The sequence below is a fragment of the Salinivibrio sp. AR647 genome, from assembly GCF_001995415.1.
Classification (GTDB): domain Bacteria; phylum Pseudomonadota; class Gammaproteobacteria; order Enterobacterales; family Vibrionaceae; genus Salinivibrio; species Salinivibrio costicola.
Genome location: NZ_MUFE01000001.1, coordinates 1 through 13,776 on the forward strand (window position 1 = coordinate 1; position 13,776 = coordinate 13,776).

General features: G+C 49.4%; 11 protein-coding genes. 6 read left to right on the forward strand and 5 right to left on the reverse strand.

What is annotated here, in order from left to right:
* Positions 1-290: 290 nt before the first annotated feature.
* Complete coding sequence (gene gmhB / locus BZG76_RS00005) at positions 291-851, reverse strand: D-glycero-beta-D-manno-heptose 1,7-bisphosphate 7-phosphatase (protein WP_108743637.1); 561 nt, start codon at positions 849-851, stop codon at positions 291-293.
* Between the two features lie 120 nt (positions 852-971).
* On the opposite strand from gmhB, the gene tsaA reads away from it, so the two are divergent.
* The 6 genes from tsaA (at position 972) to BZG76_RS00035 (ending at position 6,239) form a co-directional block, all read left to right on the forward strand.
* Entirely contained in the window at positions 972-1,697 is a 726-nt protein-coding gene (tsaA, locus tag BZG76_RS00010; RefSeq protein WP_077459721.1) for a tRNA (N6-threonylcarbamoyladenosine(37)-N6)-methyltransferase TrmO, read from the forward strand.
* Between the two features lie 44 nt (positions 1,698-1,741).
* Positions 1,742-3,457 (forward strand): proline--tRNA ligase, encoded by a 1,716-nt coding sequence (locus tag BZG76_RS00015; RefSeq protein WP_077459722.1) that lies wholly within the window; start codon positions 1,742-1,744, stop codon positions 3,455-3,457.
* Between the two features lie 218 nt (positions 3,458-3,675).
* Positions 3,676-4,806: a patatin-like phospholipase family protein gene (locus BZG76_RS00020; protein ID WP_077459723.1), complete on the forward strand. Its 1,131-nt coding sequence runs from the start codon at positions 3,676-3,678 to the stop codon at positions 4,804-4,806.
* A gap of 122 nt (positions 4,807-4,928) precedes the next feature.
* Entirely contained in the window at positions 4,929-5,783 is an 855-nt protein-coding gene (locus BZG76_RS00025; RefSeq protein WP_021021983.1) for a GGDEF domain-containing protein, read from the forward strand.
* Positions 5,784-5,845: 62 nt separating this feature from the next.
* Positions 5,846-6,049 (forward strand): YaeP family protein, encoded by a 204-nt coding sequence (locus BZG76_RS00030; RefSeq protein ID WP_021021984.1) that lies wholly within the window; start codon positions 5,846-5,848, stop codon positions 6,047-6,049.
* A gap of 1 nt (position 6,050) precedes the next feature.
* Positions 6,051-6,239 (forward strand): DUF4250 domain-containing protein, encoded by a 189-nt coding sequence (locus BZG76_RS00035; RefSeq protein WP_021021985.1) that lies wholly within the window; start codon positions 6,051-6,053, stop codon positions 6,237-6,239.
* Between the two features lie 71 nt (positions 6,240-6,310).
* On the opposite strand, the gene BZG76_RS00040 is transcribed toward BZG76_RS00035, so the two are convergent.
* From BZG76_RS00040 to dnaE, 4 genes are all read right to left on the reverse strand, one after another.
* A complete protein-coding gene (locus BZG76_RS00040) occupies positions 6,311-7,660 on the reverse strand; it encodes a sodium-dependent transporter (protein ID WP_077459724.1) in 1,350 nt (449 codons plus the stop codon).
* Between the two features lie 194 nt (positions 7,661-7,854).
* Positions 7,855-9,156 carry a tRNA lysidine(34) synthetase TilS gene (gene tilS / locus BZG76_RS00045; protein ID WP_198532280.1) on the reverse strand — a complete coding sequence of 434 codons (1,302 nt, stop codon included), beginning with the start codon at positions 9,154-9,156 and terminating at the stop codon, positions 7,855-7,857.
* A gap of 97 nt (positions 9,157-9,253) precedes the next feature.
* Entirely contained in the window at positions 9,254-10,213 is a 960-nt protein-coding gene (gene accA / locus BZG76_RS00050) for an acetyl-CoA carboxylase carboxyl transferase subunit alpha (protein ID WP_021021988.1), read from the reverse strand.
* Positions 10,214-10,268: 55 nt separating this feature from the next.
* Positions 10,269-13,748, reverse strand: a complete 3,480-nt coding sequence (gene dnaE, locus BZG76_RS00055) for a DNA polymerase III subunit alpha (RefSeq protein WP_077459726.1) — start codon at positions 13,746-13,748, stop codon at positions 10,269-10,271.
* Positions 13,749-13,776 lie beyond the last annotated feature (28 nt).

The window sequence follows — 13,776 nt, forward strand, 5'->3', positions numbered from 1 at the left end:
TGGTCACTCAGTTCATCGAATAAATCTTTTTGTCTATTCTCAACGAGTGCCCACACAGATTGCATAGGTCAAATTGTTAAAGAGCGCCGCTCATCGTTGAGCGGGAGTGGCATAATACGCCACTTTGGCATTGAGTCAAGCATTTTGTTTTGCTTGTCTGTATTGCCGTTGTTAGCTCGGCTTGCCGTGCCAACGAGAAGCGAATTATAGAGAGTTGTTTTTTTGATGCAAGTGTTTTTGTTCAAAAAAATCTAATCGCACAACTTTTCGCCGCATCGTTAAATATACGTTTACGCTTGGGTATCTTTCAATGCATCCGGCACATCGGCAATCGATACGAGGACCGCGGTCGCTAACGCCATCCCTTCTTCGGTAATAGGCTTCCCTGAACGAACCAGAAATCGCGTTTCGATACCTGCTGCTTGAGCGGCTTTCATGTCATCTGCTTTATCACCCACCATCACAGAGCGAGATAAATCAATATCAAGCTCTTCCGCTGCCTCTAAGAGCATGCCTGGTTTAGGTTTTCGGCAGTCACAATCAAGTTGATATTCACCGATGCCGTCTAATGCATGATGCGGGCAATAGTAGATGCCATCGAAATCGACACCTTTATCGGCAAAGTTCCAATCCATCCATTCTGTCAATTGTAAGAAATCTTCTTCGCTGTAGTAACCCCGAGCAATGCCCGCTTGATTAGTGACTAACACTAAAAGATATCCTTTTTCTTTTAACGCGCGGCACGCCTCAAACACACCGTCAATGTATTCAAAGTTATCGATACTGGCCACATAACCGTGGTCAACATTCACCACGCCATCACGATCGATAAAAATTGCTGGTAGCCTCACGCATTTTTCCTCTTCATCAATAGTCACCAGATTATGTCACGCTCAAGACTGACTTGCATCCATACTCCCCGTCTCTTTCGCATGCTAGTATAGCGGCTTTATTGTCGGGTTTATTCGTTTATGCGCTCCCCATTTTCTATCACGCCGATCGGCACGCTCCAATCACCGTTTAAAGAAAAGTTTGCTGTTCCTCGCCAACCGGGGCTGGCACCGAGTGCGCTTGCCCACCTTAAATTACACGATGACGCGAATCAGATTGAGGCTGTCCGAGGCATCGAACAATATTCCCATCTATGGTTGCTCTTTATCTTTGACCAAAACTTAGAGAAAGGATGGCGACCGACAGTGCGTCCCCCTCGTTTAGGTGGGAATGAACGTATTGGCGTCTTTGCTAGCCGAGCGACGTTTCGCCCTAACGGTATTGGCATGTCAGCCGTCGAGTTAGTTGATGTGTCACAGGATAACGGGCAGGTCACCTTAACACTGCGCGGATGCGATCTCGTCGACCAGACACCTATTATCGATATAAAACCATACATTCCCTATTCAGATAGCATAGCCGACGCTCAAGGCGGATTTGCTCAAACCAAACCGACCCCAATGGACGTCCGTTTTTCTGACAACGCATTACAGGCTTTATCTCAATCTCCTTATCAAGCCTACCATCAACGCGTGATTAGCGAAGTATTAGCCCAGGATCCTCGTCCTGCTTATAAACAGGGTAAAAAGGATGATAAATGTTACGCCGTACACCTTTTTGATTTTAACGTGCGGTTTTATGTACAACCTACGCAAATCCTGGTCGTGGCGGTAGAAGCTTTTGTCGAAACTCCCCCACACTGTTAATATGTTTGGACTTATTGAACGCCAATTTCAACGGATAACTTTAAATGCGTACCAGTCAATATCTGCTTTCTACCTTGAAAGAAACCCCTAGCGACGCAGAGATTGTCAGCCACCAGCTGATGCTGCGCGCGGGCATGATTCGAAAACTTGCCTCTGGCCTTTATACTTGGTTGCCTTCGGGTGTCCGCGTACTTCACCATGTTGAACGCATTGTGCGCGAAGAAATGAATCGAGCCGGTGCCGTTGAGACCATGATGCCCGTTGTCCAACCTGCTGATCTTTGGTTAGAGACGGGGCGCTGGGAGAAGTTTGGTCCTGAGCTACTTCGTATTGCTGACCGCCATCAGCGTGATTTTGTCTTAGGCCCTACGCATGAAGAAGTGATTACGCACTTGGCACGTAATGAAATTAATTCATACAAGCAACTGCCGCTCAATCTTTATCAAATCCAAACCAAGTTCCGTGATGAAGTACGTCCAAGATTTGGTGTTATGCGCTCACGTGAATTCACAATGAAAGACGCGTACAGTTTTGATATTGATAAAGCAGGCATGGAACAAAGCTACGAGAAAATGCGTGCGGCCTACTGTGCCATTCTTGATCGTATGGGGCTGGATTATCGTGCTGTGTTAGCAGATACCGGTGCGATTGGTGGGTCAGCATCACACGAGTTCCATGTCCTGGCCGACAGTGGTGAAGATCTGATTGCATTTTCAACCGAGTCCGACTACGCGGCAAATATTGAAAAAGCCGAAGCTTTGGCACCTAAAACGCAGGCTGATGCACCGACCCAAGAAATGACGCTCGTCGATACTCCTGATGCGAAAACCATCGCTGAGTTGGTTGCGCAGTTTGAGCTTCCGATTGAAAAGACGGTAAAAACTTTATTTGTCAAAGCCTCTGACGAGGTAGAGTCTGATCTTATCGCCCTAATCATCCGTGGCGACCACGAGTTGAATGAAGTGAAAGCAGAGAACCTACCACAGGTTGCTGCACCACTTACCTTTGCGACTGAAGAAGAAATCCGCGCACTGGTTGGAGCGGGTCCTGGCTCTTTAGGGCCTGTCAACTTACCGTCTCCTTTCATCGTTGACCGCAGTGTGGCAGTCATGAACGATTTTGGCGCAGGTGCCAATATCGACGATAAGCACTACTTCGGGATCAACTGGGGACGCGATGCGACGCTTGACCAAGTTGAGGACCTACGTAACGTTGTCGAAGGCGACCCTAGCCCGTGTGGCAAAGGAACGCTGATGTTTAAACGCGGTATTGAAGTCGGTCATATTTTCCAGCTTGGTAATAACTACTCGCAAAAAATGAATGCCGGCGTGCTTGGACAGGATGGCAAGAACGCGATGCTAGAAATGGGCTGTTACGGTATCGGCATTACGCGTGTGATTGCTGCCGCCATCGAACAGAACCATGACCAAAATGGCATTATCTGGCCCGATGCCCTTGCGCCATTTAAAGTTGCCATTGTACCGATGAATATGCATAAGTCTGAGCGCGTACGCGAAGCAGCAGAAGCACTCTATGCTGATCTGACTCACGCTGGTATCGATGTATTATTCGATGATCGTAAAGAGCGCCCAGGCGTAATGTTCTCCGACATTGAACTTGTCGGTGTTCCTCACACGATTGTTATCGGAGAGCGCAGCATGGATAACGGAGTGTTCGAGTACAAACACCGTCGTGATGGCGAGAAAGTGCCTTTTGCGATTGACGATGCACTGACTTTCATTCAATCAAAACTCGCTTAAATAGCGCGTGATGGTTGCATTCAATACCCCGTTTTAGCGGGGTATTTTTTTGCTGATTTGTTGCCAACCGGCCTCACTGATTACAAAGCCCTCTATTTAACGCAGTCACCATCCGCAATGTTTAAAAGATTGAATGTTGGAAAGAGTGTGACAATGACCATGCATCGGCGCACACAGGCTGTCTATAATCAAACTGTTAGCGCGAGGATGAGATATGTATGGCCAAAAGCAAACCTAAGACAGCTTTGGTGCTGACTGGCGGTGGGGCCCGAGCCGCTTACCAAGTTGGTGTGTTATCGGCGATCGCGCAGTGGTATCCGCGCGTGCATACTAGCCCGTTTACTATTTATTGTGGCACATCAGCCGGTGCGATTAATGCCGTCTCCCTTGCGAGCCATGCGTCATGTTTTCGACTAGGCGTCAAAAAACTGTCGTGGCTATGGCGCCGATTGAGTACGTCTCGTGTCATTGCGAGTCACCCCAGCGCATTGATTGGCCACCTGTTGTCACAAACCGGGCAACGTTTTCAGTCTCACTATCAACCTCCCATTCCCTTTGGCTTACTAAATAACCGACCTTTACGCTATCTGCTTAATCAAACCATTAACTTTAATAAACTTAATTATCAGGTCTTAGCTGGGCACTTACACGGGCTATCCGTCACCGCCTCTAACTATCAAACCGGCCAGTCAGTCAGCTTTTTCCAAGGAGATCCGGATATTCCGCCTTGGGTACGTGCCCGGGCGGTGGGCCGCCGCAGTCAAATATCAACAGAACACTTACTCGCATCTTCCGCTATTCCGTTCATGTTTCCAGCATCTAGAATTGGCCATGAGTTTTACGGTGACGGTGCCATCCACCAGATCGCACCTTTGCGGCCAGCGGTAAAAATGGATGCAGAGCGTATCCTCATTTTAGATTTGACCACTGGGATCCGGCAATCTGCTCAAATAAATCATGCAGCTCCTGGGCTAGCAATGCTCGGCGGCCACCTGATGAATGCCATTTTCGCCGATACACTGTCTGCAGATTTGGAGCACCTTCAACGACTTAATCAAGTGGCTAGTGCGCTGACACCATCACAGCAGCAACAGTTGGGATTACGCCATATTGATGCCTTACATCTGCGTCCTTCTGAGCCTTTTGAGCCCCTAGCCAAGCGTTTTTACCCACATATGCCGATAGCCTTGCGGAGTTTACTCAAATTATTAGGCATCAATGCCGGTCAAGATGCGACCCTAGCGAGTTATTTGTTATTTGAGCCGGCATACCTTCGCCAGTTGATTGACATTGGTTATCGCGATGCACACAATCATCAGTCTGATATTCTCTCTCTACTGACCGATTAATTATCTAAAAAACAACATGCTTATTAGCCTCTCCTCACCATGATTAGGATGAATATTAAAGGCTGGCATGATTTCTGCTTTACCATTACAAACACACACGATTGTAGAGTTGTTATCCTTTAATGAATGCCTCGCACATAAAGCAGTATACAAAGGCTGATTCCCCCCCGCGGATTATTCCGTTGGGCGCCGATCAGCGCTTGTTGTTGCTGCAAAAACTGCAAGGCCACCTTGATATAAAGGTCCTGTTCGAGGTCTATGCGCGCCAATTAGAAAAACATATCGATATCGGTCGGATTATTTGGGAGCACGATGACATCTCCAATATCATTCGCCGTGGTGAGCAACATACCTTTCGTCAAACGTTTTCAATCAAGTTCAATAAACAGCCGCTTGGTGTCCTTCAATATTCGACACCTTATAAGCTCGACCGAGACGAAATTAGCTTGTTACACACCTATCACAAGTTATTAGCCGGGCCACTTAATAATGCCGTTGAGTATACGCGTGTGAAAAATATGGCGTTACTTGATGGTTTAACAGGCTTACACAACCGTACGAGCTTTGAGCAGGATCTTCAGCATGCGGTTGCTGTATGCGAGCGAGAAAATATCGGCCTTGTGATGGTGATGTTCGATATGGACAACTTTAAACAAGTCAATGACACCTATGGTCATTTGGACGGCGATAAAGTGTTACGCCGCTTTTCATTGCTGGTTAGGGAAGCGGTAAGAGGAAGTGATCGCTGCTATCGACTGGGCGGCGATGAGTTTGCCGTCATCTTACAGCCCGCCAGCCAAACGTCAGTCAAGCGAGTCACAACACGCGTTAAACAACTCGTTGGCCAAGACCACCTGCTATCCAGCCATCAGATCAGCGCCTCGGTCGGATTTTCTGAGTATCGACAAGGCGACAATAATCTCTCTCTTTACGAGCGTGCTGACCAGAGCATGTACCGCCAAAAGCGCGCACGTTAATACTTTCCTCCTGCCGGTGAGATTGGGTATAGTGCTCCTTATCATCACTTGAGGAGACAATCATGAAAGTTGCAGACTGCTGTGATCTTATTCGCCAACGCTATGCCGAAATAGGCAGTGGTGAGCAAGGCTATATTCCTGCGGCGATCCACTGCGCGATCAACACCCTAAACGACGTTGCACAAGATCCGTCGATTCCTCAGTCACGTCGCGACCAAGCTGCATTTGCAGCCGCCAATTTATTGATTAGCGATCACGAGGATTAAGATGGATTTAAACAATTACGCGACCATGGATCCTGTGATGCTGATGAGCATCATCAACATGAAGCTGCGTGATGAATTCGATGGCTTGGACGATTTGGTTCGCTATTACGAGATAGATAAAGTCGCTCTCTGTGCTCGACTTAAAGACGCGGGCTTTGACTACCTGGAAGCAACGAAGCAATTTCGGTAATCAGGATTAAAACGAGAAAAGCGGACATGGTGTCCGCTTTTTATCTCAATTCACCCTGTGAGCGTGTTCGCTTAACCCAGTGACACCCATAACACGGTTGCCACCAAAATAGGACACACGAACTTCACATAGGCGGGCCAAATTTTCCAAAAAAGGCTCTGTTCAATCTCTTCATAGCCCTCACGTAAGGCAGACAACTTACGGTCACGCGCCCAGATCCAGCCACCAAATAAGCAAAACAGTAAAGCAGTAAAAGGCTGGAAGTATTGCGTCGCCACTTTTGCCACTAACCCGAACAAAGTACCAAAGTGGAAAACAATCACCGCACTCAACGCCGCAATCAAGCCGCCAAGCACCCAGCTTGTCAATTTACGATTTGATCCTAACCGCTCGCTAGCCAGTGCAACCGGACACTCGAGCATAGAAATAGAAGACGTCAGTGCGGCAATCGTCATTAATAAAAAGAAGACCAAAGACACATAAGGGCCAGCAGCACCTAAGCTTTCAAACAGCAAGGGTAACACGGTGAATACTAAGGTATCGGCGCTAAGTAAGCTGCCATCCTGAGCATAGATTTCGACGCCCTGATGCATCGCCACAAACATCGCTGGCAATACCACTAACCCCGCAACCACCGCCACAGCAGTATCCACCAAGGTCACACTCAAGGCCATCTTCGGCAAATTCTCTTTCTGGCTAAGGTAAGAGCCATAAATCAACATCGAGCACCCACCAATCGTCAGCGAAAAGAACCCTTGCCCCATCGCGGCTAGCAACAAGTCTTTGTCCATGATCTTGCTAAAGTCTGGGATGAGATAGTGCTTTAGTCCTTCTGTCGCGCCTGGCAATGTCATGATGTAGATGAACATGGCGGCAAATAAGACAAATAGCGCAGGCATCAAACGCGTTGACCAGCGTTCGATCCCTTGCTTGACCCCGGCTTGGACGATAAAAATAGTCAAAACATAAAAAAGGATAGCACCAAACAGGTTACGCGACGCCGAAAAGCCTTTTAACCAAGCCGCTGTATCGGTAAATTGCAGGATCTCTGCGACCGCGGCGAGCAAAAATGACACTAACCAACCACCAACGATGCTATAAAACGCTAACACCATACAAGGCACCGCCAGGCCAATAAGACCTACACCACTGCCTAAGCGCTTCATTAGTGGGTTGTCACTTAATGCACGCATACTATCTAGCGGGTTAGCTCGACCATGACGGCCTATCGCCATCTCGACCACCAGCATCGGAAACGCGACCAGCAGAATCATCAGAAGATAGACGAGCAAAAAAGCGCCCCCGCCATTACTGGCCGCTTGCGTCGGAAAACCCCAAATATTACCGAGCCCAACCGCAGCCCCTGCTGCAGCGAGAACGAAGCCAATTCTAGTACCGAATAACTCGCGACTTGATGCCATTACCACTTACCTCATGTATCATTAGACTAGTACATTAAGTAATTCGGGAAAATTAAGCAAGCCCGGGGCGCTTAACTGCTCAATTAATCATCACTAGACGGGCATGCTATTATGCCGCCATGATGCGCGATGTTTCTTTTGTCCTCGGTTTAACGGAGTAAAAATAGGTAAACATCCGTTTGCAAAGACTAACGCTAACGTTGCCAAACGAGTCGCCATTGCTGACCACTCGCCCCTAGACGAACAAAATGGTCAGCCACCGCTACCACGCCCTGATCGTCACAGACAATAGGTTGCCGACGACGTAACCAACTTGGGATCGCCGCCTCTTGATAGAGCTTCTTCAATTTTCGCCGCCCTTGCCGCCCAACAGGATGCATTGCTAAGCCACTCGGATTAAAGTGGACCTTGAGCGTTGAGGTTAATGGTCCGAGCGCTAAACCTGGCGCTGTCGCCTCAAAGGGCGACAAGTGCAATTGTCCAAGCCCATCGGGTAACGTCAGGGGCTGCTCCAGTGTTAACTCTCCTTGCCACTGCGATAAGTCGGCACAAGGTGTGACGACATAAAGCTGTTGCTGATAGCGACGAATACTGACATCTGCGATCGTCAAACACGGGTTAGCGTCTTGTTTGGCGTGGATCACGTCACGGATAAGCACCTGTAACTGCGCATAAGTGAGCACCAACTTATATCGCTTTAGCCAATGACGGAGCAGCGCATGCGCCATGGCAGGATCCGCTTGGGGGAGTACCGCGATCGGTAACGCGCCTGAATCACTAAGTGCATTTTCCACTATCGGCGCGATAAAACGCGTCAGCAGTGAGGATTGCTCTGCACATAGGCGCTGTGTGCGTTGAACGGCTTGTCGAAAGCCAGGCCAGCGCGCATCGGCTTGCGGTAACCAGTGCTGACGTAAGAAGTTGCGATCAAAGCGAGTTTGCTGATTGCTAGGGTCATCAATCCAACTCAGCCCATGGCTGCTGGCATAGCTTGCAAGGGCAGCACGTGATTGGGCTAAGAGAGGCCGCACGAGCCAGCCCTGTCCTAATGGACGCACCTCGGGCATCCCTGCTAATCCGTCGAGGCCACTGCCACGCTTTAGCGCGAGAAAAAATGTTTCGACCTGATCGTCACTATGCTGCGCCGTCAACACTAAACCTTCCGGCTCTAGATGTTGTTGCAAAGCCTGATACCTTGCTTCACGCGCGGCGTGTTCAAGACTGAGCGCACTGTCGAGTTCAACATGCTCAACTCGACAGTCAAAGCCCGCTTGTGCAGCCCAGTGTTGGCATTGTCTCGCCCATTGTTCAGCCTGCAGTTGCAAACCATGATTAACGTGGACCACCCGATAACAATGCTGAGGATGCTGATCACGATACTGAGCCAACAGTGCAAGCAGCACCCGAGAGTCCAGACCACCGCTTAATGCGAGAATGATCTGCCGTGGCGTCGTGGTTAACGGTGCCAAACAATCACAAAGTTGTTGGTAAAGCATAGGCATTCACTGTTGATATAATCCGCCATTGTTGCTGGCCGCTGGTAAAAAGAAAAGGGCCCGAAGGCCCTTTTATCCCTATAAATACCATAACGGCTTAGCAATAACCGTAGTTCAATAAACGCTGGTAACGACGATCGCGCAGGCTTTCCGTATCCAAGCCTTCCAAATCAGCCAGCTGGGCCAACAAGGTGTCTTTAATACGCTCTGCCATCGCGGTTAAATCGCGATGGGCGCCCCCAAGTGGTTCGCTAATCACAGTATCAATTAAACCCAGCTCTTTAAGCCGTGGCGCTGTGATCCCCATTGCATCCGCCGCTTGAGGGGCTTTTGCTGAATCACGCCAAAGAATCGACGCACATCCCTCAGGCGAAATCACCGAATAGGTTGAGTATTGCAGCATGTTGACGTAATCGCCTACGCCTATCGCTAACGCTCCTCCAGAGCCTCCTTCACCGACCACATTACAAATAATGGGGACAGTTAACCCAGCCATTTCTTTAAGGTTTCGAGCAATCGCTTCCGACTGGCCGCGCTCTTCCGCGCCCACACCAGGATACGCGCCGGCGGTATCAATAAAGGTGATCACAGGAATATTAAACCGTTCCGCCATCTTCATCAGGCGTAATGCTTTACGGTACCCTTCTGGTTTTGGCATTCCAAAGTTACGTTTTACCTTTTCGTTAGTATCACGCCCTTTTTGGTGACCGATCACCATCACTGGACGTCCCTCAAGACGCGCCAATCCACCGACTAATGCTTTGTCGTCGGCATACGCACGATCGCCGGCCAGCTCATCAAATTCGTGAAAAATCCGGTTCAGATAATCGTAGGTGTAAGGGCGTTGTGGATGACGCGCCAACTGCGCGACTTGCCAAGCACCTAAATCAGCAAAAATCTTTCGAGTAAGCTCAACGCTTTTGGTTTCCAGCTGCTCGATTTCTTTATCTAAGTTAACCGCGTCTTCTCCGCCACGCTTGGACACCGCACGAAGGGCCTCAATTTTGGCTTCTAATTCTGCGATCGGTTTTTCGAACTCTAAAAAATTAAGACTCATACCAAGAGAATCCTATTGGTCACCGCCAGTGTACGCGATACGTCACCAGCCTGGCTTAGTTAAACTCTAATTCGACTTGATCATTACCGAGCAAGCCTTTCAAGGTGTCGATTAATTCATCGGTTGGCGTCACACGCCATTCCGCGCCTAAACGCAACCGAGCACGCGCATCATCACGCTGATAATAGATATTCACCGGCACCGTACCCGAACGATACGGCGCCAGTGCATCATGAAATCGTTCAAAAAAGGGGGCCTCTATTTGCTTAGATGACATCGATATGCCCAAACAACGCGCGTATTTTTCCCGCGCTTGGCTAATGTCCATCAATTCACGGGCGGTCATTTTAAGCCCCCCGTTGAAGTCATCAAAGCTGACCTGTCCTGAGACCACCAGAATGCGATCTTTCTCCACTAGATCAAGATATTTGTCGAGCACGTCAGAAAAAAGCATCACTTCCATCCGGCCCGAACGATCATCCAGGGTCAGTATCCCCAGCCGAGAGCCGCGTTTGGTGGTCATGACTCGCGCAGCAATCACCAACCCTGAAACGGTCGAGATCACATCGCGTTTAGTTGCGTGCGCATCTTCCAGCCGCCAGGTCACATAATTTTTCAGCTCTTTGCGGTAACTATTAATGGGATGACCGGTTAAATACAACCCTAGCGTTTCTCTCTCTCCCTCTAGCCATACTTTATCTGGCCAAGGGGCCGCATGCGCGTAGGCGTGCTCAACTTCTTCAGGGGCATCAGTTAATACCCCGAACATATCGGTTTGCCCATATGCTTCAGCTTGATGGTGTTGGCTCGCGGCGCGAATAGCTTCATCGACAGACGCCATCATCGCAGCACGATGTGGCCCCAGTTTATCCATAGCACCGGCGCGGATCAGCCGTTCAATCACACGTTTGTTGACTTTTTTAGTATCAATTCGAGCACAAAAATCAAACAAGTCTCGGAAATAACCGTCTTGCTCGCGAGCGGCGACAATTGTATCAATAGGGCCTTCGCCAACCCCTTTAATCGCCCCAATACCGTAGACAATCTCACCTTGGTCATTCACGGTAAAATGATGCAGACCCGCATTCACATCGGGCGGTAACACCGTCAGCTTCATGCGGCGACACTCTTCAACCAGCCCCACGACTTTATCGGTGTTATCCATATCAGCAGTCATCACCGCCGCCATAAACTCAGCGGGATAGTGCGCTTTTAGCCACAGCGTTTGATAAGAAACTAGCGCATATGCCGCTGAATGCGATTTGTTAAAGCCGTAACCGGCGAACTTTTCTACTAAGTCGAAGATGCGCATCGCCAGCTCGCCATCAATGCCGTTGGCGATCGCCCCTTTCTCAAAGATTGCACGCTGCTTGGCCATTTCTTCGGGCTTTTTCTTACCCATGGCACGACGCAGCAAGTCTGCACCGCCGAGAGTATACCCCGCTAGCGTTTGCGCAATCTGCATCACCTGCTCTTGATAGAGAATGATGCCATAAGTCGGCTCAAGCGTTTCTTGCAGTGACGGATGTTGCCACTTCTCATCGGGATAAGAAACCTGCTCTCGGCCATGCTTACGGTCAATAAAGTTATCGACCATCCCTGATTGCAACGGGCCCGGCCGGAACAACGCCACCAAAGCGATCATGTCCTCAAAACTATCGGGCTGAAGACGCTTGATCAGCTCTTTCATGCCACGCGATTCCAGCTGGAAAACCGCGGTCGTCTCGGCTTTACGCAACATCGCAAAGGATGCCTGATCGGTCATCGGGATCGCGGTAATATCAATCGGATCCAGCCCTTTGGCTTTCAAGCGAGGATTGATCATGCCCAACGCCCAGTCGATGATCGTCAGGGTTCGCAGGCCCAGGAAATCAAACTTCACCAAGCCTGCGGTTTCAACATCATTTTTATCGAACTGGGTAACAGGGTGGTGTCCCTCGCTATCACAATAGAGTGGCGAGAAATCGGTAATCGTCGTGGGCGAAATCACTACCCCGCCCGCATGCTTACCCGCGTTACGTGTGACCCCTTCCAGCTTCCGCGCCATGTCGATCAGCGCTTTGACTTCTTCATCATTGTTATAGACTTCGACCAGCTGGGGCTCTGCGTCAAAGGCTTTCTCAAGGGTCATCCCTGGATCAGGAGGCACAAGTTTAGAAATGCGATCAACAAAGCCGTAAGGGTGTCCCAACACCCGACCTACATCGCGAATAACCGCCTTGGCCGCCATGGTACCAAAGGTAATGATCTGAGATACCGCATCACGTCCGTACATTTCGGCGACATGGTCGATCACCAGATCGCGTTTATCCATACAGAAATCGACATCGAAATCCGGCATCGAGACACGCTCGGGATTCAAGAAGCGCTCGAAAAGCAGATCAAATTGCAGCGGATCCAGGTCGGTGATTTTGAGGGCATACGCAACCAATGAGCCAGCGCCCGAACCGCGCCCTGGACCAACGGGGATATCGTTATCTTTTGACCATTGGATAAACTCCATGACGATCAAAAAGTACCCGGGAAATCCCATTTGGTTAATCACGCCAAGCTCACGCTCTAAGCGTGCGTCATAGTCGGGTCGTCGACGTGCTCTTTCTGCTTCATCAGGAAACAAAAAGGCGAGACGTTCTTCCAACCCCTCTTGCGAGCGTTTAACCAGGTACTGATCAATGTCCATTCCCTCGGTCGGGAAGTTCGGTAAGAAGTATTCGTTTAGCCGAACAGGCACATTACAGCGTTTGGCTATTTCAACACTGTTGGTGAGTGCTTCGGGAATATCCGCAAACAGCTCACACATTTCTTGCTCAGTGCGTAAATACTGCTCTGCACTGTAGTGTTTAGGCCGACGCGGATCATCGAGCGTAAAGCCATCATGAATCGCGACGCGAATTTCGTGAGCATCAAATTCATCGGGCGAGAGAAAACAGACTTCATTGGTCGCCACGACAGGTAAATCATGCTCGGCAGCAAAGTCGACCGCAAAATGGAGGTAGCTCTCTTCATCTTGGCGTCCGGTCCGCACCAACTCCATATAGTAAGCGTTAGGAAAGTACCGCTGATAGAAGTGTGCGCACTGTTCGGCGAGCGCTTGGTTGCCTTTCAGTAAAGCACGACCCAAATCACCACGACAGCCGCCAGATAGCACAATTAGGCCTTCGGCATGGTCAACGAGCCATTGTTGATCAATCACAGGACGATGCTGCACATGGCCGCGCAAATACGCTTTGGAGATCAGTAATGTCAGGTTTTTGTACCCAACTTTATTGGTGGCAAGCAGGGTTAGCTGACATAACTCATCGCCAAACGCATCAGACTGAACATTAAAATCTGCCCCGATAATGGGCTTAACACCCACATTGTTCGCAGTGTTATAGAACTTAACCAACCCACATAAATTACTGAAATCGGTGAGTGCCATCGCAGGCATGCCCATTTCCGCCACTTTTTTTACCAATGGCGGCACTTTGGACACTCCATCAACCATGGAGTAATCACTATGAATGCGTAAGTGGACGAAACGTGGCTCAGACATAAAACTCGCTACTTCACTATGATTGGCT